The sequence below is a fragment of the Curvibacter cyanobacteriorum genome (assembly GCF_028649475.1).
Classification (GTDB): domain Bacteria; phylum Pseudomonadota; class Gammaproteobacteria; order Burkholderiales; family Burkholderiaceae_C; genus Curvibacter; species Curvibacter cyanobacteriorum.
Genome location: NZ_JAQSIP010000001.1, coordinates 730,673 through 750,281 on the forward strand (window position 1 = coordinate 730,673; position 19,609 = coordinate 750,281).

The 19,609-nt window shown below is 67.1% G+C and carries 20 protein-coding genes; 9 read left to right on the forward strand and 11 right to left on the reverse strand.

The window, feature by feature from the left end; all coding sequences use genetic code 11:
- Positions 1 to 47: 47 nt before the first annotated feature.
- Together PSQ40_RS03120 and PSQ40_RS03125 are read right to left on the reverse strand one after the other, a co-directional pair.
- Complete coding sequence (locus tag PSQ40_RS03120) at positions 48 to 1,280, reverse strand: branched-chain amino acid ABC transporter substrate-binding protein (protein WP_273948714.1); 1,233 nt, start codon at positions 1,278 to 1,280, stop codon at positions 48 to 50.
- Positions 1,281 to 1,406: 126 nt separating this feature from the next.
- Complete coding sequence (locus tag PSQ40_RS03125) at positions 1,407 to 3,047, reverse strand: 3-(methylthio)propionyl-CoA ligase (RefSeq protein ID WP_273948715.1); 1,641 nt, start codon at positions 3,045 to 3,047, stop codon at positions 1,407 to 1,409.
- A 269-nt stretch (positions 3,048 to 3,316) separates the two neighbouring features.
- Here PSQ40_RS03125 and PSQ40_RS03130 point away from each other — a divergent pair, with 269 nt between their 5' ends.
- The 6 genes from PSQ40_RS03130 to PSQ40_RS03155 all read left to right on the forward strand — a co-directional run bounded on the left by PSQ40_RS03130 (position 3,317) and on the right by PSQ40_RS03155 (position 7,709).
- Positions 3,317 to 4,060, forward strand: coding sequence for a Crp/Fnr family transcriptional regulator (locus tag PSQ40_RS03130; RefSeq protein ID WP_273948717.1), 744 nt, complete (start codon positions 3,317 to 3,319; stop codon positions 4,058 to 4,060).
- Positions 4,061 to 4,132: 72 nt separating this feature from the next.
- Complete coding sequence (locus PSQ40_RS03135; RefSeq protein WP_273948719.1) at positions 4,133 to 5,617, forward strand: protein adenylyltransferase SelO; 1,485 nt, start codon at positions 4,133 to 4,135, stop codon at positions 5,615 to 5,617.
- Positions 5,614 to 6,021, forward strand: coding sequence for a peptide-methionine (R)-S-oxide reductase MsrB (msrB, locus tag PSQ40_RS03140; RefSeq protein WP_273948722.1), 408 nt, complete (start codon positions 5,614 to 5,616; stop codon positions 6,019 to 6,021). Before PSQ40_RS03135 ends, msrB begins: the two co-directional genes overlap by 4 nt.
- Positions 6,018 to 6,569: a septation protein A gene (locus PSQ40_RS03145; RefSeq protein WP_273948723.1), complete on the forward strand. Its 552-nt coding sequence runs from the start codon at positions 6,018 to 6,020 to the stop codon at positions 6,567 to 6,569. Before msrB ends, PSQ40_RS03145 begins: the two co-directional genes overlap by 4 nt.
- A complete protein-coding gene (locus PSQ40_RS03150) occupies positions 6,566 to 6,853 on the forward strand; it encodes a BolA family protein (RefSeq protein ID WP_273948724.1) in 288 nt (95 codons plus the stop codon). Before PSQ40_RS03145 ends, PSQ40_RS03150 begins: the two co-directional genes overlap by 4 nt.
- Positions 6,854 to 6,923: 70 nt before the next feature.
- Positions 6,924 to 7,709 (forward strand): foldase protein PrsA, encoded by a 786-nt coding sequence (locus tag PSQ40_RS03155; protein ID WP_273948726.1) that lies wholly within the window; start codon positions 6,924 to 6,926, stop codon positions 7,707 to 7,709.
- An 88-nt stretch (positions 7,710 to 7,797) separates the two neighbouring features.
- Here PSQ40_RS03155 and PSQ40_RS03160 read toward each other — a convergent pair whose 3' ends face one another.
- Complete coding sequence (locus PSQ40_RS03160) at positions 7,798 to 8,538, reverse strand: heparan-alpha-glucosaminide N-acetyltransferase (RefSeq protein WP_273948728.1); 741 nt, start codon at positions 8,536 to 8,538, stop codon at positions 7,798 to 7,800.
- 92 nt (positions 8,539 to 8,630) lie between these two features.
- On the opposite strand from PSQ40_RS03160, the gene PSQ40_RS03165 reads away from it, so the two are divergent.
- Positions 8,631 to 9,485, forward strand: a complete 855-nt coding sequence (locus tag PSQ40_RS03165) for a metal-dependent hydrolase (protein ID WP_273948731.1) — start codon at positions 8,631 to 8,633, stop codon at positions 9,483 to 9,485.
- Between the two features lie 164 nt (positions 9,486 to 9,649).
- On the forward strand, positions 9,650 to 10,111 hold the full coding sequence (locus PSQ40_RS03170; RefSeq protein WP_273948734.1) for a universal stress protein: 462 nt from the start codon (positions 9,650 to 9,652) through the stop codon (positions 10,109 to 10,111).
- 90 nt (positions 10,112 to 10,201) lie between these two features.
- Here the strand turns inward: PSQ40_RS03170 and PSQ40_RS03175 are convergent, their stop codons facing one another.
- The 3 genes from PSQ40_RS03175 to PSQ40_RS03185 form a co-directional block, all read right to left on the reverse strand.
- A complete protein-coding gene (locus tag PSQ40_RS03175; protein WP_273948736.1) occupies positions 10,202 to 10,918 on the reverse strand; it encodes a Crp/Fnr family transcriptional regulator in 717 nt (238 codons plus the stop codon).
- A 59-nt stretch (positions 10,919 to 10,977) separates the two neighbouring features.
- Positions 10,978 to 11,400 carry an alternative ribosome rescue aminoacyl-tRNA hydrolase ArfB gene (arfB, locus tag PSQ40_RS03180; RefSeq protein ID WP_273948737.1) on the reverse strand — a complete coding sequence of 141 codons (423 nt, stop codon included), beginning with the start codon at positions 11,398 to 11,400 and terminating at the stop codon, positions 10,978 to 10,980.
- Between the two features lie 92 nt (positions 11,401 to 11,492).
- Positions 11,493 to 12,113 (reverse strand): flavin reductase family protein, encoded by a 621-nt coding sequence (locus PSQ40_RS03185; RefSeq protein ID WP_409338537.1) that lies wholly within the window; start codon positions 12,111 to 12,113, stop codon positions 11,493 to 11,495.
- Positions 12,114 to 12,461: 348 nt separating this feature from the next.
- Between PSQ40_RS03185 and PSQ40_RS03190 the strand changes: the two genes are divergently transcribed.
- Positions 12,462 to 12,725: a hypothetical protein gene (locus PSQ40_RS03190; RefSeq protein WP_273948742.1), complete on the forward strand. Its 264-nt coding sequence runs from the start codon at positions 12,462 to 12,464 to the stop codon at positions 12,723 to 12,725.
- 44 nt (positions 12,726 to 12,769) lie between these two features.
- On the opposite strand, the gene PSQ40_RS03195 is transcribed toward PSQ40_RS03190, so the two are convergent.
- The 5 genes from PSQ40_RS03195 to PSQ40_RS03215 all read right to left on the reverse strand — a co-directional run bounded on the left by PSQ40_RS03195 (position 12,770) and on the right by PSQ40_RS03215 (position 19,609).
- The gene (locus tag PSQ40_RS03195; RefSeq protein WP_273948745.1) at positions 12,770 to 13,759 is read right to left on the reverse strand and encodes an LD-carboxypeptidase; all 990 of its coding nucleotides are present in this window, start codon (positions 13,757 to 13,759) and stop codon (positions 12,770 to 12,772) included.
- A gap of 105 nt (positions 13,760 to 13,864) precedes the next feature.
- A complete protein-coding gene (gene tadA / locus PSQ40_RS03200; protein WP_273948840.1) occupies positions 13,865 to 15,289 on the reverse strand; it encodes a tRNA adenosine(34) deaminase TadA in 1,425 nt (474 codons plus the stop codon).
- Positions 15,289 to 15,519, reverse strand: a complete 231-nt coding sequence (locus PSQ40_RS03205; RefSeq protein ID WP_273948747.1) for a hypothetical protein — start codon at positions 15,517 to 15,519, stop codon at positions 15,289 to 15,291. Before PSQ40_RS03205 ends, tadA begins: the two co-directional genes overlap by 1 nt.
- A gap of 309 nt (positions 15,520 to 15,828) precedes the next feature.
- A complete protein-coding gene (locus PSQ40_RS03210; protein ID WP_273948749.1) occupies positions 15,829 to 17,391 on the reverse strand; it encodes an efflux transporter outer membrane subunit in 1,563 nt (520 codons plus the stop codon).
- A gap of 34 nt (positions 17,392 to 17,425) precedes the next feature.
- A complete protein-coding gene (locus PSQ40_RS03215; RefSeq protein ID WP_273948753.1) occupies positions 17,426 to 19,609 on the reverse strand; it encodes a MacB family efflux pump subunit in 2,184 nt (727 codons plus the stop codon).

Below are 19,609 nucleotides of genomic sequence, written 5' to 3' on the forward strand. Positions count from 1 at the left end.
AAAAAAAAGGCCCGAGCGGCGTCGGGCCTCCGTCGCGTGAGCGGCCCTTATGGACGCTTCATTTCACACGAAGTCGGCGTGCTGGCCACATAGGGTTCAAAGAACTTCTGCGGTGTCAGGGTGTAGCCGGTGTTCTCGGGCGAGTAAGGGTACTTGCCGCCCGCCTTTTCCCACTTGGTGATGAACAGACCTTGTTGCAGCTGGTGGTCGTTCTTGCGAATCTCGACCTCGCCGTTGAAGCTCTTGAACTTCATGCCCTCGAGCGTCGCGGCCACCTTGACCGGGTCGGTGCTCTTGGAGCGCACAAAGGCCTCGGTGAGGGCCGTGAACACGGTGTAGATGTCGGTGGTGTAGAGGTCGTCGTTGAACTTGGCCTTGAACTGCTCGGCCATTTTCTGGATCTCGCCACCCATGTTGTAGTGACCGTAGCTGACCTGGTAGACCTTGCCCGCGGAGGCCGCGCCCATGGCGGTCGGGGTGCCCGAGGTCACGGCGTAGTAGGTCAGGAACTTGACGTCGTTGAGGCCGGCGTCGTTGGCGGCCTTGATCAGCAGCGCCAGGTCGGAACCCCAGTTGCCGGTCACCACGGTGTCGGCGCCCGATTGCTTGATCTTGGCGATGTAGGGCGAGAAGTCACGCACCTGGGCCAGTGGGTGCAGGTCGTCCCCCACGATCTGGATGTCGGGGCGCTTGCGGGCCAGGTTGGCCTTGGCGAACTTGGACACCTGCTGACCGTGCGAGTAGTTCTGGTTGATCAGGTAGACCTTCTTGATCTCGGACACGTCCTTCATCCAGGTGGTCAGGGCCTCCATCTTCATCGAGGTGTCGGCGTCAAAGCGGAAGTGCCAGTAGCTGCACTTGCTGTTGGTCAGGTCGGGGTCGACGGCCGCGTAGTTCAGGTACACGACTTCCTTGCCCGGGTTGCGGGCGTTGTGCTTCTCGAGCGCGTCGATGATGGCCAGGGCTGGGCCCGAGCCGTTGCCCTGGGTCACATAGCGGGCGCCCTGGTCAATCGCCGAGCGCAGGGCGCTGGTGGTTTCCTGCGGGCTCAGCTTGTTGTCGATGCCGATGATCTCGAACTTCACCCCGGCGGCGTTCTTTTTATTGAACTCCTCAGCGAGAAACTGAAAGGACTTGAGTTGGTTGGTGCCCACGGCTGCCATCAGGCCCGACAGCGGGTCCAGCCAAGCGATCTTGACCGTCTCTCCTTTTTGCGCCAAAGCGCCGCCAGCCAAGGCCAGCAGGGTCGATGCCACGACTGTCTTCATCACGAACTTCATGCTTTGTCTCCGTTGTGTTTCGAGTGTTTTCAGCGTAAGTCTTTTGTGCAGTGCAACGCTAAGGGAATGCCCCTAGCGCCTATCACGCAGGCGACTGGACTGCCAGCAGCCGCCTGCCCAATGGCCTTACAAACCAGGCAATTGGTAGCCCGCGAGTTGCTCGCGCAGCCGTGTTTTGAGCATCTTGCCGGTCGCTCCGAGGGGGATGGACTCGACGAAGATCACATCGTCCGGAATCTGCCATTTGGCAGTCTTGCCTTCGTAGAAGGCGAGCAATTCTTCGCGGCTGACTTCGGTCCCCGGCTTCTTGACCACCGCGATCACGGGGCGCTCATCCCACTTGGGGTGACGCATGCCGATGCAGGCCGCCATCGCGATCGCCGGGTGGCCCATGGCGATGTTTTCGATGTCGATCGAGCTGATCCATTCACCACCGGACTTGATCACGTCCTTGCTGCGGTCGGTGATCTGCATGAAGCCGTCGGCGTCGATGGTGGCCACGTCGCCGGTGGGGAACCAGCCACGGCCATCGCGGTCGGCCACCAGCGGGTCGCCCTCGCCTTTGTAGTAGTTGGCCACGATCCACGGCCCCTTGACCAGCAGGTCGCCGTAGGTCTTGCCGTCCCAGGGCAGTTCTTCACCGTCGCCGTCGATGATCTTCATGTCGACGCCGAAGATCGCCCGCCCCTGCTTCATGCGGATCTTCATCTGCTCGTCTTTGGACAGGCTCAGGTGCTTGTTCTTGAGCGTGCACAGCGTGCCCAGGGGCGACATCTCGGTCATGCCCCAGGCGTGCAGCACCTCGACGCCGTAGTCGTCCTGGAAGGCATTGATCATGGCCGGCGGGCAGGCCGAGCCACCAATCACGGTGCGGTTGAGGTGGGTGAACTTCAGACCGGCGGGTTTCATGTGGCCCAGCAGCATTTGCCAGACCGTCGGCACGCCGGCGGCGAAGGTGACGCCTTCGGATTCGATCAGCTCGTACACCGACTTGCCATCGAGCGCCGGGCCCGGGAACACCAGTTTGCAGCCGGTGAGCGGTGCCGAGTACGGCAGGCCCCAGGCATTGACGTGGAACATCGGCACCACCGGCAGCACCGCGTCGCGGGCCGACAGGCACATCACATCGGGCAGCGCCGCCGCGTACGCGTGCAGGACGCTGGACCGGTGGCTGTACAGCGCGGCCTTGGGGTTGCCCGTGGTGCCGCTGGTGTAGCACATGCTGGAGGCCGAGTTCTCGTCGAATTCGGGCCAGGCGTAGTCGCTGCTTTGCTCGGCGATCCAGGCCTCGTAGCTGATCAGGCCGGGGATGCCGGTGTCGGCGGGCAGTTTGTCGGCGTCGCACAGCGCGATCCAGCGCTTGACCGTGGGGCAACGCGCGTGCACGGCCTGCACCAGGGGCAGGAAGGTGGTGTCAAAGCACAGCACCTGGTCCTCGGCGTGGTTCATGATCCACGCGATCTGGTCCGGGTGCAGGCGGGGGTTGACGGTGTGCAGCACGCGGCCCGAGCCGCTGACGCCAAAGTAAAGCTCGAGGTGGCGGTAACCGTTCCAGGCCAGCGTGGCCACCCGGTCACTGAACTGCAGGCCCAGGGCATCGAGCGCACGCGCCACCTGGCGCGAACGCACCGCGAGTTCGCGGTAGGTGTAGCGGTGGATGTCGCCCTCGACACGGCGAGACACGATTTCGCCGTCGCTGTGGTGCCGCTCGGCAAACTCCAGCAAGGAAGAAATCAAAAGGGGCTGGCTCTGCATGAGGCCTAACATGTTGGCTCCTGGTGGTTGGTCGTCTGAGTGATCTGAATCTCGAACCGCTGCCCCCGGTCAGAACAGCGCCCGGTGTGCGACGCAGCGGTTCTTGGAATCATTCTGTCACCGTGACAGAGCCCCTTGAATGGGGGCTGTCACAGGGGTTACTAATGTCCGGGCTGCAGCCCACCGCGGCAAGCGTTGTCGTCCAACCGACAGCTTGCTGGGACTTTCCCGAGGGCGGGTTTTTCCCAGGCTTGCCACCTGTTGGCCCCACAATCGACCCCATGTTGAATGGGATCGAAGCGATGGCGCGGCAGTTTCTCGCCGCCCAACCCTGGTTTGCCAGCCTGCCTGCCGATGAGCAGGCCCGCTTGCACGCGGAAGTGAATACCTTCACCGCGCGCAAAGGGGAGGTGTTGCTGCCCCAGGGCCAGCGTGCCGATGGCTGGTATGCGGTGCTGTCGGGGCTGGTGCTGCTGGAGAGCGAGTCCGAAGGCAACCGCCGCTCCGCCTTCATTGGCATGCCCGACGGCGAGTGGTTTGGCGAAGGCTCGGCACTGAAGAACGAGCCGCGCCGCTACAACGTGGTGGCCCTGCGCGACACCTGGCTGCTGTGCCTGCCGCAGGCGGCTTTTCAGCGCCTGCAGGCCCAGCACCTGCCCTTCAACCAGTTTTTGGTGCAGCACCTCAACATGCGCCTGGGCCAGGCCATGACCCTGATCGAGACCGGCCGCCTGCGCTCCCCCGACCAACGTGTGGCCCTGTACCTGAGCCGCCAGTTCTGGCGCAGCACCCGCCAGCTCTACATCACCCAGGACGAACTGGGCAAGCTGGTGGGGCTGTCGCGCCAGACCGTCAACCGCGTGCTGCGCAGCCTGGCCCAACTGGGCATCGTGGCCCTGGACCATGGCCGGGTGCGCATCCGCTGCGACCAGGCCCTGAGCCGATTCCTGGCGGGTGAGCCCCCCATGGAGGCCAGCTCGGCGGTGGCCCCGCCCGCCTCCGCCGCGCAGGACACCGAGGCCTGACCCGCCCGGGCCCATGCCCCCCCCCAAGCCCCTGCCCCGAGCAGGCCATTGGCCGTGCAGGACAATCCCCACATGAGCACCCTTGACTTAGCGCCTGCGCGTCCCAGCGATGCGTCGGCCGCCCCGCCTGCCAACTGGCCCAGCCGCCTGGCCCAATTGGGCCCCGCCTTCAGCACCGCCCTGCAACCCACCCCCCTGCCCCAGCCGCACTGGGTGGCGTACAGCCCGGCCGTGGCCCAAGCCTTGGGGCTAGACCCCGCTTGGTTGGGCACCGATGAGGCCCTGCAGGTCCTGACGGGCAACGCCCTGCTGCCCGGCATGAAGCCGCTGGCCAGCGTCTACAGCGGGCACCAGTTTGGGGTTTGGGCCGGCCAACTGGGCGACGGCCGTGCGATCCTGCTGGGCGAAACCCCGCAGGGCCATGAACTGCAGCTCAAGGGCAGCGGGCGCACCCCCTACTCGCGCGGAGGCGATGGCCGCGCGGTGCTGCGCTCCAGCATCCGGGAGTTCTTGTGCAGCGAGGCCATGCACGGCCTGGGCATCCCGACTTCGCGGGCCCTCAGTGTGACCGGCTCGCCGGCCCCGGTGCGGCGTGAAACCATCGAAACCGCCGCCGTGGTGGCCCGCAGTGCGCCGAGCTTTCTGCGCTTCGGCCACCTCGAGCACTTTGCCGCGCGCAACGACCTCGTGTCCCTGCGCCAGCTTGCCGACGAGGTGATCGACCAACACTACCCGGACTGCCGCGACCACCCGCGCTGGCCTGGTCAACCCTTTGCCGCGCTGCTGGAGGCCGTCAGCGAACGCACCGCAGCCCTCCTGGCCCAGTGGCAGGCCGTGGGCTTTTGCCACGGGGTGATGAACACCGACAACATGAGCCTGCTGGGCCTGACGCTGGACTACGGACCGTTTCAGTTCCTCGATGCCTTCGACCCCGGGCACATCTGCAACCACAGTGACACCCAGGGGCGCTACGCGCACAACAAGCAACCCAACATCGCCTACTGGAACCTGTTCTGCCTGGCCCAGGCGCTGCTGCCCCTGATCGGCGACGAAGACACCGCCGTGGCCGCCCTCGAGTCCTACAAGAGCGTCTACCCCGCGGCCTTCGAGGCCCGCCTGCGCGCCAAGCTGGGCTGGCACCAGGCCGTTGAGGGCGACACCGAGCTGATCGAGGGCGTGCTGCAGTTGCTGGCCCAGAACCGCGTCGACTACACGATCTTCTGGCGCCGCCTGAGCCAAGCGGTGGCCCAAGGCGATTTCGAGCCGGTGCGCGACCTGGTCCTCGACCGCCCCGCCTTTGACGCCTGGTGCCAGCGCTACCAGGCGCGCGCCCCCGGCGCTGACGCCGACCTCATGCTGCGCAGCAACCCCAAGTTCGTGCTGCGCAACCATTTGGGCGAACTGGCCATTCGCCAGGCGCAAAATCATGATTTTTCCGGCGTGCAGACCTTGCTGAAGCTGCTGGAGCGCCCATTTGAGGAGCACCCCGGCTTCGAGGCCTACGCCGACTTTCCGCCCGATTGGGCTTCATCGATCGAAATCAGTTGCTCATCATGAAAATCCAGAAAACCGATGCCGAATGGCAAGCCGAACTGGCCGCCAAAGGCGCTGAACCCGGCGCCTTCCAGATCACCCGCCGGGCCGCCACCGAGCGCCCCTTCACCGGCAAGTACGAGTCGCATTGGGCCGATGGCAGCTACCACTGCATCTGCTGTGGCCACAAGCTGTTTGACTCGGCCACCAAGTTTGACGCCGGCTGCGGCTGGCCCAGCTTCTACCAGGCCGCCGAGCCCGGGGCCATCGAGGAAATCGTCGACCGCAGCCACGGCATGGTCCGCACCGAGACGGTTTGTGCACAATGCGGGGCTCACCTGGGCCACGTCTTTGAAGACGGCCCGGCCCCGACCGGCCTGCGCTACTGCATGAACTCGGCCTCGCTCAACTTTGAAGCTCAAGAATGAAGCTGCTCCTCGACTTCTTCCCGATCATCCTGTTTTTTGCCGCCTTCAAGATCGCCGGCATCTATGTCGCCACCGGCATCGCCATCGTGGCCACCATCCTGCAAATCGCCTACCTGCGCTTCAAGAACGGCAAGGTCGAGCCCATGCAGTGGGTCAGCCTGGGCGTGATCGTGCTGTTTGGCGGCGCCACGCTGATTGCCCACAACGACACCTTCATCAAGTGGAAACCCACGGTGCTGTACTGGCTGATGGGCTCGGCCTTGTTGCTGGGGCAGTTGGTGTTCAAGAAGAACCTCCTCAAATCCCTGATGGGCGCCCAGATGCAGATGCCCGACGAGGCCTGGCGCCTGGCCAACTGGAGCTGGGTGGGCTTTTTTGCAGCCATGGGTTGCCTCAACCTCTGGGTGGCGTACAACTTTGACACCGACACCTGGGTCAACTTCAAGCTGTTTGGCGGCATGGGCCTGATGTTTGTGTTTGTCATCGGGCAAGCCCTGTTCTTGTCGCGCTACATGAAGGCCGACGATCAAGCCAAGGCCCCCGAATGACCCTCCACGCCCCCCTCGCCAGCCAAGGCGTCAACGCCGAGGCCCTCCAGCAAAGGCTTCAGACGGTGCTGCAGCCGACCCGGCTGGAAGTACTCGATGAAAGCGCGGCCCACGCCGGCCACGTCGGGGCCAATGGCACCGGCGCTGGCACCCATTTCAGGGTCCGCATCGCCAGCCCGGCTTTTACGGGCTGTTCACGCGTGGCGCAGCATCGCCTTGTGTATGATGCGCTGCGAGATTTCATGGACCAGGGCTTGCACGCCATCGCCATTGAAGTGCTTTGAACGCCCGCAAGGCTTGTCATTCCATCGGGTTCAATCAACCCACCATCTCCGGATTTTCTGAGGAACAAGGATGAAGAAATTGTGTCTGGGCAGCGTTGCTGCTGCTGTCATCGCCGTCACGCTGGCCCTGCCCGCATCGGCTCAAAACATCGCCATCGTGAACGGCAAGGCGGTTCCGAAGTCCCGCGCTGACGCGCTGGCCCTGCAAGTGACCCGCTCGGGTCGCCCGGTGACGCCTGAACTCGAAGGCCAAATCAAGGAAGAAGTGATCGCCCGCGAGATCTTCATGCAAGAAGCCCAGAAGTGGAGCCTGGACACCAGCGACGAGTACAAGACCCAACTCGAACTGGCCCGTCAGACCATCCTGATCCGCGAACTGTTCTCCGAGTACCAGAAGAAGAACCCGGTCACCGACGAAGAAACCAAGGCTGAATACGACAAGTTCGTCGCCGCCAACGGTGGCAAGGAATACAAGGCCCGCCACATCCTTGTCGAGAAGGAAAGCGAAGCCAAGGACATCATCGCCCGCCTGAAGAAGGGTGCCAAGTTCGAAGACATCGCCAAGAAGCAATCCAAGGACCCGGGTTCGGGCGCCAAGGGCGGTGACCTGGACTGGGCCAACCCGGGCAACTACGTGAAGGAATTCACCGAAGCCCTGCTGAAGCTCAACAAGGGCCAAACCACCGAAGCCCCGGTGCAAAGCCAATTCGGCTGGCACATCATCCGCCTGGACGATGTGCGCCAGGCTCAGCTGCCGAAGTACGAGGAAGTCAAGCCGCAAATCGCCCAGCAACTGCAACAGCAAAAGCTGGCGAAGTTCCAAGAGGACCTGCGCGCCAAGGCCAAGGTCGAGTGATCGGCCCCGACACGACTCAGCCGTGACCGCCCAAGCGGGCGGCACGCAGAGCCCAGCGGTCTTCGGACCGCTTTTTTTTTGGGGGGACTCAGCCCGTCACCGCGCGCCAGCCCATCAGCGCGCCCAACAGCAGGGGCTGGTGCAGCATGTACCAGCTCAGGCTGTGCCGGCCTGCCCAGGCCAGTGCGCGGGCCAGCGCCCCCCCCTGCCAGGCCAGGCCGGGCCAGTCACGCCGTTGCGCCCATTGCCCCAAGGCCAGGCCCCACAGCATCAGCCCCAGCCAGGGCAGCACGGGCACGTAGTCTTCGGTCACGGGCTTGTGGGCAATCAGGCCCAGCACATTGAACGGCTTGGCATCCAACCAGGCCAGGGCGGGCCAGGCCGCATGCAAGCGCTCGGCGCCCAGCCCCAGGCCCAGCGCGAGCGCCCCGAGCGGCCACAAGCCGGCGCCGCCACGCGCACTCAGGCGTGTCACGATCAACATCACGGCCAAGCCGTGCAGCACCCCGAAAAAGATGTAGCTGCGCGGGAACATCCACCACGAGCCCAGGCTGACCAGGGCCGCACACGCGGCCACTTGCGCCCAACGGCGCCAGAAACGCCCCCAACCCTGGCCCTGCGCCACGGCCACCGATTGGCCCAAGCCGGCACACAGCAGGAACAGGCTCACGATCAGCGTGCGTTGCACGGTCCAGAACGGATGGTTGAGGAAGTCCTGCCGGATCCAGCCCAGGTGGTTGAGGTCGAAGGCGAAGTGGTAGGCCGTCATCCACACCAGGGCCACGCCGCGCAAGGCATCGATCAACTGGAAACGCGGGCTTGATTTCATGGGCGAAGTGTAGGGGCATGGCGCCCCCCAATTGACGACCCCATACAGGCCCGTTTCAATCAAGCCCATCCACCCACCAAAGAAAGCCCACCATGCGCCTTTTTGACTGCCTTGCCCCCACCCGAGCCCTGACCCGCCGCTGGCTGCTGGGCGCCGCCTTGTTGGGGGCTGCGGGCCTGGCCGCCGCCCAAGGCACGGGCAAAACCGAGGTGCTGTGGCTGGGCCAGGCCGCGGCGCGCATCACCTCCCCGGGGGGCAAGGTCATCGTGATCGACCCCTGGCTGACCTCCAACCCCAAGACCCCCGCCGAGTTCAAGAAGCTTGAGGCCCTGGGCAAGGTGGACCTGATCCTGGTCACCCACGGACACTTTGACCACTTCGCCGACGCCCCCGCCCTGTCGCAGATGCACAAGGCCCCGATGTACGGCCCGGCTGGCATGAACCAGAGCATCACGGCGCTGGGCATCCTGCCCGTAGAGCTGGCGCCGCGCTTCGGCAAGGGCGGCACCATCGCCCCGTTCGGCCCCAATGGCGTGAAGATCACCGCGGTGCACGCCGAGCACTCCTCGGAGGTGGTCTGGAAGAACCCGGCCACCAGCAAGGACGAAGTCCACGTCGGCGGTGAGCCCGTGGGCTTCATCCTCGAGATGGAAAACGGCTTCAAGGTCTGGCACATGGGGGACACCGCGGTGTTCGGCGACATGACCTTGATTGGTCGCATGTACAAGCCGGACCTGGTGATGATCCCGATCGGTGGCCACTTTGTGATGAACCCTGCCGACGCTGCGATGGCGGTGCGCGACATGATCAAACCACGTTTTGCGCTGCCCATCCACTACGGCACCACCCCGGTGCTGCGCGGCACGCCAGCCGAGTTCAAAGAAGCCCTGGGCCAAGGCGGCGCGCAGATGCTGGCGGTCGAACCTGGCCAGAAGGTGGAGTTCTGAGTCGGTGCTGCCCCGGTCCAGCGCGTCCTTGAGGGCGTCTGCGCTGGATCAACAAGCGGCTCAGAGGGGGGCCAGGGTGCCGTGTCAGGGGCCCGCCCCAGGCGTATATTGAACCCCACAGGCCACCGGTTGGCGGTGGCCTGATGGATCCAGAAAGGCCTGTCATGCACATCCTCTTGCCCCTCGACGGTTCCGACCTGTCCCTCGAAGCGGTTCGCTTTGCGATCCGCCTGTCCCACGAGGGCCTGCATGCCCATTTGCTGCTCGCCAATGTGCAGTCGCCCGCCAGCCTTTATGAGCTGGTGCAGGCCCCAGACCCCCAAGTGATCGATGAGATCGCCCGCGCGGCCGGTCAGCATGCCCTGGAGAAGGCGCAAGCCCTGCTGCACGCGGCCGGCGTGCCCCACCATTGCGAGGTGGTGACCGGCGAACCGGTGCTGGCCTTGCTCGATCTGATCGAGCTCAAGCGCTGCAGCCTGGTCATCATGGCGGGGCACGGCAAAAGCCTGCTGCGCACGGTGCTGGAGGGGTCGGTCTCGCACGAGCTGCTGCAAGCCTCGCCGGTGCCCGTGCTGATCGTGAAGCCGCCAGAACCCGATGCGGACGCGGACACGCTGCTGGACTGAGGCCACGGGCCACGGTGCCCCCCGCCGCCCACCACACGGCCCACCACGCCGCCCTGCCCGGCCCCCCAACGGCCCGGGCCACCAGGGGCTTCAGTCGCCCTGGCAGACGGCCTGCAAGCGCTGCGGGTCCAGCAGCCGGTAATGGCGCCCTTGTCGGTCCAGTGACGCCAGGATGCCGTCGCGCACCAAGGCGCTGACTTCGCGGCTCACGGTTTCGAGCTTGAGGTCCAGCATGGCCCCCATGTCCTCGCGCCGGAACAGGGTCAGCTCCGTGCCCGCCTGCGGCTGCGCCATTTTGCTCACCAAGTGGGCCACCCGCTGGCGGGCGGTGCCAAAGTTGAGCTCAGCCAGCCAGTCATCGGCGGCCTTCAAGGCCCCTTGCCATTTGGCCATCAGTTGCCCATGCAGGCGGGGCGACTGCGCGGCCAGCGTGTGCAGCACGTCGAGCGGGATGCGGCACACCGCGACCTCGGTCAAGGCCACGGCCTCGCTGTCAAAGCGCGAGGTGGCCAGGGCCTCCAGGCCGGCCACGTCGCCCGCCTGCAGCAGGCGCACGATGCGCTCACGGCCATCGGGGGTGGCGCGCACCAGCTTGAGCGTGCCCCGGCGCACCGTGAACAAGCCCGGCGCGGCCTGCCCCTCCGAGTAAAGCACCTGGCCCGCCTGGTACAGCAGGTCGTCGATCGGGGCGTGGATGAGCGCGAAGTCGCGCTCATCCAGTGCCGCAAACAAGGCCATGTCGCGGATGCCGCAACCACGGCAATCGGAGGTCCCGCGCCAGGCGGATTCGGTTTGGATCGGGATCATGGGCAACGGGGGCTGCGGGTGACGGACAAGGTAAACCGTGATTTTCCACGGCGGGGGGCTCAATCGGCGTGACTGATTCGCGCGCGCTGCTGTTTGACCTGGGCCCGCGAGGCCTTGCCGTCAAGGCGGCGCAGTTGCGAACCCCGCGTCGGACGGGTCGCTTTGCGCCGCTTGGGCAGGCGCGACACGCTGTCCACCAGGGCCTGCAGGCGCTGCAGGGCGTCGCTGCGGTTGAAGTCCTGGCTGCGGCTGGTCTGGGCCTTGATGACCACCACCCCGTCGCTGTTGATGCGCTGATCGCTGAGCGCCAACAGGCGGGCCTTGATGTCGTCGGGCAGCGACGAGGCGGGGATCGAGTAGCGCAGGTGCACGGCGCTGGACACCTTGTTCACGTTCTGCCCGCCCGCGCCCTGGGCCCGGATGGCACTGAACTCGACCTCGTCTTCGAGGACGGCAAACAAAGGGGGCACCGACGCACTCATGCGCGCATTGTGCCTTGACAGGCCGCCAGGCGCCCCATAGGTCGCCCCTTGGAGCTGCCAGCGCCCCACCGGGCGAAGGGCGGGCCGTCAACTCACCGGGGGCGGTACAGCTTGAACAACTGTTCGGGACCGATGCGGAAGTAGTCGCCCGGCCCACCGGCCCGCAGCACGATGTCGGCGGCGGCGGTGTCAAAAATACCGTCCTTGAGCAAGCGGCGGTCCAGGTGCACGGCCACCACCTCGCCCAGCACCAGCCAGCTCGGCACGTCTTCGCCGGCCGCGGTTTTCAGCTGCGTCAGCTGGGTCAGCTTGCACTCGAAACTGACCGGGCTCTCGGCCACCCGGGGCACCTGGATCAGGCGCGAGGCCACCGGTGTGACACCCGCGAGTTCAAACTCATTGACTTCTGGCGCCACCGCTGCGCAGCTTTGGTTCATGGCCTCCACCAGCGGGTGGGTGACCAGGTTCCAGGCGAACTCACCGGTTTGCTCGATGTTGCGCACCGTGTCCTTGTAGCCGATGCTCGAAAAACCCACGATCGGCGGCACGTAGTTGAAGGCGTTGAAAAAGCTGTAAGGCGCCAGGTTCAGCAGGCCCTCGGCCGAGCGGCTGGAGATCCAGCCAATCGGGCGGGGCCCCACGATGGCGTTGAACGGGTCGTGGGGCAGACCGTGGCCCAGGCGGGGTTCGTAGAAGTGGGTGTTTTCGGACAAGACAGGCTCCATCACAACAGGGCCACACCCTAACCGAAGGGCCGCAGGCCGGTGTGTCACCTGGGCAATCCCCCGCCACGCAGCTCAAGCGTCCTGGGGCTGAACTGTGACGTTCACGTCAACGAATGCTTTCACAGGCTATTCACACAAACCCTGCCTAATGTCTTTTTCAACCGACAGTTGATCCAGCCCCATTGCAGTGTGAAGAATTTCACATTACCTTTCGAAGTTCTCCTACGTCCGGTGTGCCCTGTCCCCATGAATTGGTTCCGATCTGCAGTCAGAAGTGGTTTTCAAGCCCTGCGGCCCAATCTCTCGGGCGCCGCCCAGCCCCGCCGCGAAGCCCGTGTGGCAACCCTGCGCGAAGCCATGCTCGCCTGCCTGGTGCCGCCACTCGACAGCATGGCCGTGCAAGTCCAGCAACGCATCCGTTTCTCGGCCGACCCGGACAGCCTATGGTACCTGCGGGGTGACCTGCTCCATGTGCTGGCCGCCCGCCAGGGTGAGATGGCCGCCCGCGCCCAGCTGGACCGCCTGACCCCCTTGTTTGAAGGACTGCTGCCGAAGGCCCTGACGCGGGCTCAAAAAAACGGGCGCGAGGCCCGTCACTGAGATCGCGGCCTCCCGCGGAGGCCGCAGCCGCTTCAGACCACCGCTCAGCGCAGGTGGCCCCAGAACAACAGCGCGTCGCGCTCATCCACCGACAGCGTCACCGAAGCGCCCACCGGCAGCAGCACCTTGGTCGCCACATGGCCGAACGGCAGGCCCGTCAACACCGGCACCCGGGTCTGGCTGCGCAGCCATTGCACCACCGTGTCGAACTTGAAGCCCTTGTCGTGGGGCGTCAGGCGGTAGTCGGTGAACTGGCCCAGCACGATCGCCTTTTGGCGGTCCAGCACACCGGCATGCAGCAGTTGCGTCAGCAGGCGCTCGATGCGGTAGGGGTGCTCGTTGACGTCCTCAAGGAACAACACCCCCCCCTTGGGGTTGGGCAGGTAAGGCGTGCCCACCAGCGAGGCCAACACCGCGAGGTTGCCGCCCCAGAGTGGCGCCTTCTTGAGCGTGAAAGGCTCGATGCCCGGCAGCGCCGCCGCCGCGCTGCCCTTGCGCGGGCGCGGCAGTTCCCAGCCAGCGCCTTCGCCATGGCCCGTGAACAGGTCGTCCAGGCAGGCCAGCATGATGTCGTCGGGTTCTTCTTCGGTGCCCAGGTCAGCGCCCAGGGCCGGACCGGACCAGCTGATGGCCCCGGTCTTGGCCAACAGCGCGTTCTGGAACGCGGTGAAGTCGCTGAGGCCCACGTACTCGGTGCCCCGCTCGATCGACTTGGCCACGGCCTTGTAAGGCAGGCGCGGCAGCAGGCGGGTCAGGCCGTAGCCGCCGCGCGAGATCAAGGCCACATCGGCACCACTGGCCGCCGCGCGGGTGATGGCGGCCAGGCGGGTGTCGTCGTCACCGGCAAAGCGCATGTGGCTGGCCAGGGCCGCGGTATCGACCTCGACCTGGTGACCCAGCGCCTTCAGGCGCGCAATGCCACGCTTGAAGGCGGCCTTGTCGCGCACCGCGCTGGAGGGCGAGAAAACATAGATGTGCCGCGGGCCGTGGTGGTGGCCGCACGAGGCGGGATCGTGGTTGTGCTGGTCTGACAAGGTCGTGTCCAACCGGTCTTGTGACGGCTGGCTCCGGATAAAGGACAAAAAGAAGGTGGCTGGCAGGGGCCCCGTCCGTCTACGAACAAAGACCCGGCTGGCGGCTCAATCCCTGAAGTATTCCACAGCGCGGCGTGCAATGGGCTCACCGTGCTCGGGAACGAAGTGCCCCACCTCGGGCAGCACCCAGGGCTCAGGGCAACCGCGGATCTGCGCCCGCAAGGCCTGCATGACAGGCCAGCCCAGCACCGGGTCGGCCTGCCCCACCACCATCAGGCTGCGGCCCTGCCAGTGATGGCGCCAAAACTCGCGCGCTTCGCGCGACACGGCTGCGCCGTCGGCGTCGGGGGCCTCGGGCACGCGCTGCGGAAAAGCCTGCAAGGCAGCGCGGTGCCCACGGTCCGGGAAAGGGGCCTGGTAGGCCGCGCATTCATCGGCCGTCATCTGGGGACGGCCCCGGGCCAGCAGCCGGCCAACGTCGTACTGGGGTTGCTTCTGGCACCAGTCGCGCCAGGCCAGAAAGCCCTTGGACAGCGGCACGTCGCCCGTGGCCAGCAAGGTGTTCATCACCAACAGGCCGTGGTAGCGCGCGGGCGCCACCATGGGCAGGGTCAAGCCCAGGATGCCGCCCCAGTCCTGCACCACCAGCACCACCCGCTGCAGGTCCAGACGCTCGATCAACTCAAGCAGCACCTGGCGGTGCCAGCCAAAGGTGTGGGCGGCGGCCTTTTTGGGCTTGTCGCTGCGGCCAAAGCCCGGCAGGTCGGGCGCCACCACGCGGTGACCGGCCTCCAGCCAGGTGGGCAACAGCTTGCGGTACAGGTAACTCCAGGCGGGGTTGCCGTGCAGGCACAGCCAGGTGATGGGGGCCTCGCGCGGGCCCTCGTCCAGGTAATGCAGGCGCAGGCCGGCCAGGGCCGGCAGGTCGCTGACATAGTGCGGCGCCCAGGGGTAGTCGGGCAGCGGCGCCGCCAGCGACTCGGGGGGCCGCACCGCGTCGTCGCGCAGCGGGTGGGCCGCACGTGCCCGCTCGCGCTGGTCGGCCCGGCGCTGGCGGAAAAAGGCCTGCATCAAGGCCGCGCAGTCGGCCTCGGCGACGCCCCCCTCCAGGCGGGTGTGGTGGTTCAGGCGTGGCTCGGCAAACAGGTCCAACACCGAGCCGGCCGCGCCGGTGCGGGCCTCGCGGGCGCCAAACACCACCCGGTCCAGGCGGGCGTTCAGCAAGGCGCCGCTGCACATGGCGCAGGGCTCCAGCGTCACATACAGGGTGCAGCCTTCCAGCCGGTAGTTGCCCAGCGCCGCGGCCCCGGCGCGCAGGGCTTGCACCTCGGCATGGGCCGTGGGGTCGTGTGTGGCAATGGGCTGGTTGCGGCCCCGGCCAATCACCTGCCCGTCCTTGACCAGCACCGCCCCCACCGGCACCTCGCCGGCCTGGGCGGCCTCGCGGGCCAGGGCCAGCGCTTCCTGCATGAAAGCCAGGTCCTGCGACTGTGCGGCGGCGGTGGTGTCTTTGGGGCTGTCGCTGGCCATCATGGTTCGTCGCTCACAGGTCGGGGGGCTTGCAGAGCCGATTCAAGGGCTTGACGGTACTGTTGCACCGCCTGCCCAGAGGCGTTGGGCGCCCCGGCCGACAGGGGCACCTCGGCCACCGGGGCCTTGGGGGCGGCGGGGGGCGCCGCCACCGTGAGGGCCTTTTTGGCCACCAGCGCGACCAGGCCCAGGGCCAGCAACAGCGCGATCAAGCTCAGTCCAGCGCGCATCTCAAGCCCCCCCGCCCACGGTACGGGTCGACACCCGTCGGTCCAGCGGGTACCGGAAGGCGGCAGCGGCGCAGCAGGGCATCAGGTCGGCGGGGGGCATGGGCTCGGTTCAAGAACGGTTTGACCGGTATTTTGCCCGCCGCGACGGGCTGCGGGGCCAGGTCTGGGCCCAGTCAGGCCAAGTGGGGCGCGCGGAGCTGGGTGGGATCGGGTGGTGCCGAGTCGTGCCGAGTGGGGCGACCCGCCACGCGGTGGCCCGTTCGAAGGCCCTGCCCCATGGAGGCCCAGGGGCCCCCACCCTGGCGCGCCTCAGGATGCGGAGCCCCCGAGCGCCAGGCACAGGCTGACCTGGTTGCGCAATTGCAGCCACTGGTTCTGGGCCCAGGCCACTTCGGCCGCGCGGCGCGCCTCTTGGGCATCGAGCCACAGGCTCAGGGCCACGGCCCCCTGGCGGTAGCGCACCTCGTACAGCTGCTCGCTGCGCTGGCTGGCCAGCAGGGCCCCGGCCAGGGACTCCCCCTGACGCGCCAGGCTTTGGCGCGCGCTGAGTACGTTTTCGACCTCGCCGAGCGCGGTGTAGAGCGTCTGGCGGTAACTCAGCACCGCGCTTTCGTACTGGGTGCGGGCGATGGCGTTGTTCAGGCGCTGGGTGTTGAACTGCAGAAATGGCAGGGTGATCCCCGCGCCCAGCAAGGCGTAGGGATTGGCCAGCACGCTGCCCAGGGCGGCACTGCTGCTGCCCAGCGCGCCCGTCAAGGTCAAGGGTGGGTAGTAGCTGGCCGCGGTGGCGTTGGCGCTGGCCAGGGTCTCGCGCAGGCGCATTTCGGCGGCCCGCAGGTCGGGGCGGCGCGCCAACACCTGGGCGGGCAGCTCGGGGGCCACGGCGGGCATGGCCTGGTTGGGCAACTGGGCCGGCTCCTGCGGCAGCAACTGGGCCAACGTGGCGTCACCGGGGGCGGCGTCAAACAGCAAGGCCAGCGTGGTTCGGGCCTCCAGGCGCTGTTGTTCGAGGTCGCTCAAGGTGGCGCGCTGGGTCAGCACGCTGCGCTCGGCCTCGCTGGTCTCCAGCGCCGACACCGCACCGGCCCGGTACTGCGCCGCCACCAGTTCCCGCGTGCGCTCGGCGTACGCCACGCTTTGCGCCGCGCTGCGGATGCGCTGGTTGAGGTAGGCGATCTGCCAGTACTGGCGCACCACCGTGCCCGTGAGGCTGAGCAGGGTGCTTTGGCGGTCCTGTTCGGTGGCCTGGGCTTCCCACGCCGAGGCCTCGCGCAGGCGGGCCAGTCGGCCCCACAGGTCGACCTCGTAGCTGGCGCTCAGGTTGGCGCTTTGGCTGCGCGTGAGCGCGCTGCCGCTGCTGCCCGCGCCGTCCAGCGAGCGCTGGCTTTGGCTGCTGAGGCCGGCACTGACGCCGGGCACCTGGTTGCGCTGGGTCAGCTGCGACTGCAGTTGCGCGCTGCGCAGTTTGAGCGCGGCCACGGCCAGGTCGGTGTTGCGGGCCAGCGCGCTGCTGACCAGGGCGTCGAGCCGGGCGTCGCCAAAAGCGGTCCACCACGCGTCGACCGTGGCCGCGGGGGGGGCGCTCACCACCGCCGAGGGGGCCCCCGCTGGGGCGGCTGGGGCCGGCGCGGCCACACTGGCCTGCCCGGCGTCGCTGGGGGGGCTGGCCGGTGCACGCAAGACCGCAGCCGGCGTCCCCAAGGGCGCGCCCTGCCCCCACTGGGCCGGCAGCGACAGCGCGAGTGCCTGCTCGGGCAGGGACACCGTGCTGCAGGCGCCCAGGCCCAGGCTGAGGGCCAACACCAGGGGCCATCGGTGTGCCGGGTGCGGGCTGGGTGCGAAGGAGAAGGGAAACAATTGAGTCATCGACATCCAAGCAAGGGGGGCGGGCTGCAGCAGGCCGCTTTCAATCGCGGGCCAGGGCCTCGATCGGGTTGAGGCGGGCTGCCGCGCGCGCCGGCAAGTACCCAAACACCACCCCGATCAGGGTGGAACACACAAAGGCCGCGGCCATCGCCAGGGGCGAGAAAGCGATCGTGAAACTGCTGCTGAGGCGCGAGAACACCGCGCCAAAGCCCAGCGCCGCCAGGATGCCCAGCACCCCGCCCAGCAGGCAGACCAGCACCGCCTCGATCAGAAACTGCTGCTGGATGTCGCTCTGTCGCGCGCCCACCGCCATGCGCACCCCGATCTCGCCGGTGCGCTCGGTGACGCTGACCAGCATGATGTTCATGACCCCAATGCCCCCCACGATGAGCGAGATCACCGCGATCGACGACACCAGCAAGGTCATGGTGCGGGTGGTGTTCTCGATGGTCTGGCGGATGCTGTCGGTGTTGAGCACGTAAAAGTCCACCCGCCCATGGCGCCGCTCCATCAACTGCTGAATGCCCTGCTCGGCCGCTGCCATCGGCGTGCCGTCGTCCACCCGCACCGTGATGCTGCGCAGGTAGCCCTGCCCGATCAGGCGCCGCATGGCGGTGGTGTAGGGCACGTAGACATTGAGGCTTTCGGCGTTGGGCCCGAAGCTGTCTCGCTTGGCGGTCACACCGATCACCGTGACCGGCATGCTGCCCAGCAACAGCACCTGGCCGACCGGATCGGTGGTGGGAAACAACTTCTTGCGCGCGTTGTCATCGATCACCGCCACCTGTGCAATCGCCTGCACCGCGGCCGGGCTGAAGGCCGTCCCTTGCGCCAGGCTCAGGCCCTTGACGCGGAAGTACTGTTCGCCCACGCCACTGACCTGCACCGAGGCGTCGACATTGGCAAAGCGCGCTGTCAAGGCGCTCTGCACATTGGGCGTCACGCTGTCCACGTAGCTTTGCTCGCTCAGCGCGTCGGCGTCCGAAGGCCGCAGGGTCTGGATGCGTGCCGAGCGCGGGTCGCCAAAGCTGGTGCCCGAATAGACATCGATGGTGTTGGTGCCAATCGAGCTGATGTTGGCCAGCACCTTGCGGCGCGAGCCCTCGCCCAGCGCTACCACCGACACCACCGAGGCGATGCCGATGATGATGCCCAGCATCGTCAACAAGGTGCGCAGCCGGTGCGCGTTCATGGCCAGCAAGGCCATCCGGAAAGCCTCGCCGAAGCGGTCGAACCAGCGCCCGACCGCCGCCAGGCGGCCCCCCGCGGGCCCAGGCGCCTCCGAAGGGGGCACCGCCTCGGTCTCTTCCGAAGAGGCCACCGCCTTGGGGTCCTCCGCTGGGGGTTCCGCCTGGGCCGGGTCGGCCTGGGCCTGGGTCGCCCCCACCGGGGCCGTGGCCGGGGCCCCGGGTGCGGCGCCCTCGCCCACCACCGGGGTGTTGGCGTCGTCCGACACCACCACCCCATCGCGCAAGGTCACAATGCGGCGGGCGTGCCGCGCCACCTGCAGGTCGTGGGTGACCAGGATGATGGTGTGGCCCAGGGCATTGAGCTCCCCCAGGATCTTCATGACCTCGGCGCCCGCCTGGGTGTCCAGCGCGCCGGTGGGTTCATCGGCCAGGATGACGCTGCCGCCATTCATCAAGGCGCGTGCAATCGACACCCGCTGCTGCTGGCCGCCCGACAACTTGCCCGGCACGTGGTCGGTGCGGCCGCCCAGGCCCAGGCGCTCCAGCAGGGCCTGGGCCCGCGCCTTGCGCTGCGGCCGCCCGCGCCCCGCGTAAATGGCCGGTACCTCGACATTGGCCGCGGCGGACAGGTCACCCAGCAGGTGGTAGCGCTGAAAGATGAAGCCGAAATGCCCGCGCCGCAGCGCCGCCAGCTCGTCGGGCAGCAGGCTGCCCACCTCGCGCCCGGCGATGCGGTAGCTGCCGCGGCTGGGCTGGTCCAGGCAGCCAATCAGGTTCATCAGCGTGGACTTGCCGGACCCCGATTGGCCGACGATGGCGATCATCTCGCCGGCCGCGATGTCCAAGTGCACATCTTTCAAGACGGCCAGCACCCCGTCACCGACCGGGAACTCGCGCCAGACGCCTTGCAGCGACAACAAGGGGGTGGCCGCCGCCGACGGCGGTTCCGAGGCCACCCCGTTCAGGGCGTGGGCCGAGGGCGAGGCTGGCGGGGCCGTTCCGCTGGGTCGCGGGGCTGGGTGGAGATCACGCAT

Excerpts from the sequence above, each read along its gene's own strand:
- PSQ40_RS03130 (WP_273948717.1), top strand. The coding sequence starts at position 3,317 with ATGTTGAATGGGATCGAAGCGATGGCGCGGCAGTTTCTCGCCGCCCAA.
- PSQ40_RS03145 (WP_273948723.1), top strand. The coding sequence starts at position 6,018 with ATGAAGCTGCTCCTCGACTTCTTCCCGATCATCCTGTTTTTTGCCGCC.
- PSQ40_RS03205 (WP_273948747.1), bottom strand. The coding sequence starts at position 15,519 with ATGCGCGCTGGACTGAGCTTGATCGCGCTGTTGCTGGCCCTGGGCCTG.
- PSQ40_RS03165 (WP_273948731.1), top strand. The coding sequence starts at position 8,631 with ATGCGCCTTTTTGACTGCCTTGCCCCCACCCGAGCCCTGACCCGCCGC.
- PSQ40_RS03155 (WP_273948726.1), top strand. The coding sequence starts at position 6,924 with ATGAAGAAATTGTGTCTGGGCAGCGTTGCTGCTGCTGTCATCGCCGTC.
- arfB (WP_273948737.1), bottom strand. The coding sequence starts at position 11,400 with ATGAGTGCGTCGGTGCCCCCTTTGTTTGCCGTCCTCGAAGACGAGGTC.
- tadA (WP_273948840.1), bottom strand. The coding sequence starts at position 15,289 with ATGGCCAGCGACAGCCCCAAAGACACCACCGCCGCCGCACAGTCGCAG.
- PSQ40_RS03210 (WP_273948749.1), bottom strand. The coding sequence starts at position 17,391 with ATGTCGATGACTCAATTGTTTCCCTTCTCCTTCGCACCCAGCCCGCAC.
- PSQ40_RS03160 (WP_273948728.1), bottom strand. The coding sequence starts at position 8,538 with ATGAAATCAAGCCCGCGTTTCCAGTTGATCGATGCCTTGCGCGGCGTG.
- PSQ40_RS03120 (WP_273948714.1), bottom strand. The coding sequence starts at position 1,280 with ATGAAGTTCGTGATGAAGACAGTCGTGGCATCGACCCTGCTGGCCTTG.
- PSQ40_RS03215 (WP_273948753.1), bottom strand. The coding sequence starts at position 19,609 with ATGCGTGATCTCCACCCAGCCCCGCGACCCAGCGGAACGGCCCCGCCA.
- PSQ40_RS03135 (WP_273948719.1), top strand. The coding sequence starts at position 4,133 with ATGAGCACCCTTGACTTAGCGCCTGCGCGTCCCAGCGATGCGTCGGCC.
- msrB (WP_273948722.1), top strand. The coding sequence starts at position 5,614 with ATGAAAATCCAGAAAACCGATGCCGAATGGCAAGCCGAACTGGCCGCC.
- PSQ40_RS03150 (WP_273948724.1), top strand. The coding sequence starts at position 6,566 with ATGACCCTCCACGCCCCCCTCGCCAGCCAAGGCGTCAACGCCGAGGCC.
- PSQ40_RS03170 (WP_273948734.1), top strand. The coding sequence starts at position 9,650 with ATGCACATCCTCTTGCCCCTCGACGGTTCCGACCTGTCCCTCGAAGCG.
- PSQ40_RS03125 (WP_273948715.1), bottom strand. The coding sequence starts at position 3,047 with ATGTTAGGCCTCATGCAGAGCCAGCCCCTTTTGATTTCTTCCTTGCTG.
- PSQ40_RS03175 (WP_273948736.1), bottom strand. The coding sequence starts at position 10,918 with ATGATCCCGATCCAAACCGAATCCGCCTGGCGCGGGACCTCCGATTGC.